The organism is Bradyrhizobium sp. P5_C11_2 (assembly GCF_054049755.1).
In genome coordinates, this window is the sequence record NZ_JBFULT010000746.1 from 1 (window position 1) to 3,012 (window position 3,012).

Consider the following 3,012-nt stretch of genomic DNA (forward strand, 5'->3'; position numbering starts at 1 on the left):
GGTCAGGTCCCGACCTATGGCCTGCCGGCCGCCAATGGCGCGAGCAGCTCCGGCTACGACTCGCTCAACCGCAAGCGGCAGCAGCCAAAGCTTTATCCGGGCCAACCGAAGCCGAAGCGTGCCGCCGGTCCCGGCTCTCMGGTGCCGCCCGCGACACCGGACAGGACGCTCGGGCCGCCGCGCATCGCGCCGCCGCCCTCCGAGACTGCGAACAAGGCGCCGATCCCGCGCGCGATGGCCGGCACCGTGCCGGGCCAGCCGCTGCGCCGCCGCCTCAAGCTCGACGACGATGCGTTCGGCGCGGTCGGCGACTATGCCGGCAGCTTCCTGATCAAGGGCGGGCTCGAGCTCTCCGCCGGCTACGACACCAATCCGGCGCGCCTCCAGAAGCCGGTCGGCTCGCCGGCCTACGTGGTCGCGCCCGATCTCCTCGTGATGTCCGACTGGGAGCGCCACGCGCTGGTCGCTGACTTACGCGGCTCGTTCTCGGGCTACACCAACAACATGCCGGCGACGATCGACGGCCTTGCCTCGCCGTCGCCGGTCGAGATCGACCGCCCCGATTTCACCGGCCATGTCGACGGCCGCGTCGACGTCACCCGCGATTTCAAGCTGACCTCGCAATTGCGCCTGCGGCTCGCCACCGACAATCCCGGCAGCCCGAACGTGCAGGCCGGCCTGCTGAAATATCCGATCTACGCCAGCTATGGCGGCACCTTCGGCTTCGACCAGACCTTCAACCGCTTCCAGGTCGCGGCCGGTGCCACCGTCGACCGCACGGCGTACACGAACTCCAAGCTCACCGACGGCACAGTGTCCAGCAACGATGACCGCGACTTCAACCAATATGGCGGCATCGGCCGTTTCTCCTACGACCTCAAGCCGGGGCTGAAGCCGTTCGTCGAGATCGAAGGCGACAGCCGCGTGCACGACCAGCCCGCCGACCGCAACGGCTACTTCCGCGACTCAAACGGCGGCTATGCCAAGGTCGGCTCGACCTTCGAGTTCTCGCGCATCCTCACCGGCGAGATATCGGTCGGCTATACCGCGCGCAACTATGTCGACCCGCGGCTGAGCCAGCTCGCGGGCTTCCTGACCGCGGGCTCGCTGATCTGGAATGCGAGCGGCCTGACCACTGTGAAATTCGCCACCGACACGCAGATCGCGGAGTCCACGGTCCCCGGCTCCTCCGGCGTGCTGGTGCACACCTACGCCGCCGAGGTCGACCACGACTTCCGCCGCTGGCTGACCGCCGTCGGCAAGTTCACCTTCGGCACCTACGACTACCAGAACCAGAACCGCAACGACAAAACCTACTCGCTCGAAGGCAATCTGATCTACAAGCTCAACCGCAACATCTGGATCAAGGGCACGCTCCGCCACGACATCCTGAACTCGAACCAGCCGGGATCGAGCTCGCAGGGGACGGTGGTGATGCTGGGGGTGAGGCTGCAGAATTAATTCCGCTGTCATGCCCCGCGAAGGCGGGGCATCCAGTACGCCGCAGCCTATCCGTCTACGACTGACGTCTCTGGAATACTGGATCGCCCGCTTTCGCGGGCGATGACAGCTCTTATAAATCCGACGGTGAAGCGAAAACCTACCGCGGCAGGTCCGTCTTCCCCATCAGGAACGTATCGATCGACCGCGCGCACAGCCGGCCTTCGCGGATCGCCCACACCACCAGCGACTGGCCGCGGCGCATGTCGCCGGCCGAGAACACGTTGGGACGCGAGGTCTGGTAGTCCAGCACGTTGGCCTTGACATTGCCGCGCGGGTCGAGCTCGACCGAGAGCAGCTTCAACAGGCCCTCGTGCACGGGATGCACGAAACCCATGGCGAGCAGGACCAGCTCGGCATCGAGCTCGAACTCGGTGCCGGCAATCGGCTTGAACTTGTCGTCGACGCGGACGCAGTGCAGCTTCTTGACCTTGCCGTTCTCGCCGGAGAACTTCTGGGTCAGCACGGCATATTCGCGGATCGCGCCTTCGGCCTGGCTGGAGGACGTCCGCATCTTCAGCGGCCAGTTCGGCCAGGTCAGGCCCTTGTTCTCGCGCTCGGGCGGGGCGGGCATGATCTCGAGCTGGGTCACGGACAGGGCGCCCTGGCGCAGCGAGGTGCCGATGCAGTCGCTTCCGGTGTCGCCGCCGCCGATGACGACGACATGCTTGCCGCCGGCCAGAATCTCGGTGACGCCGCCCAGCGGCTCCTCGGAGACGCGGCGGTTCTGCTGCGGCAGGAAGTCCATCGCGTAGTGGATGCCGTCGAGGTCGCGGCCGGGGATCGGCAGGTCGCGCGGGGCTTCCGCGCCGCCGGTCAGCGCCACCGCGTCGTATTCGTTGAGCAGCTCGCGCGGATCGACATTGCCCTCGGCGCCGACATGGCTGTTGTAGTGGAAGGTGACGCCTTCGCCTTCCATCTGCGCCACACGGCGGTCGATGATGCCCTTCTCCATCTTGAAGTCGGGAATGCCGTAGCGCAGCAGGCCGCCGGCCTTGGCGAACTTCTCGAACAGATGCACGTCGTGGCCGGCGCGCGCGAGCTGCTGCGCGCAGGCCATGCCGGCCGGACCCGAGCCGATCACCGCGACCTTCTTGCCGGTCTTGACCGCGGCGACTTCAGGCTTCAGCCAGCCATTGTCCCAGGCGCGGTCGACGATCGCGCATTCGATGGTCTTGATGGTGACCGGGTTGTCGTCGATGTTGAGCGTGCAGGACGCCTCGCACGGCGCCGGGCAGATGCGCCCGGTGAACTCCGGAAAATTGTTGGTCGAGTGCAGGTTGCGCGAGGCCTCTTCCCAATTGCCCTGATAGACGAGGTCGTTGAAGTCGGGGATCTGGTTGTTGACCGGGCAGCCGGGCGTGCCGGGCGCGACCGAGCCGGTGCCGTGGCAATAGGGAATGCCACAGTTCATGCAGCGTGCGGCCTGGTCGCGCGTTTCCTTCTCGGTCAAGGGAACGACGAACTCGTTGAAATGCTTCACGCGCTCGGCGACCGGGGAGTACTTGCGGT

At 66.4% G+C, this 3,012-nt stretch carries 2 protein-coding genes; one reads left to right on the plus strand and one right to left on the minus strand.

Going from position 1 to position 3,012, the window contains the following annotated elements:
* Nucleotides 1-1,461: outer membrane beta-barrel protein (locus tag ACXJL8_RS37910; protein WP_456686696.1), on the plus strand; the 1,461-nt coding region annotated here is incomplete at its 5' end.
* 139 nt (nucleotides 1,462-1,600) lie between these two features.
* Here the strand turns inward: ACXJL8_RS37910 and ACXJL8_RS37915 are convergent.
* Nucleotides 1,601-3,012, minus strand: a 1,412-nt coding sequence (locus ACXJL8_RS37915; protein WP_456686697.1) for a glutamate synthase subunit beta, incomplete at its 5' end; no start/stop codon positions are given.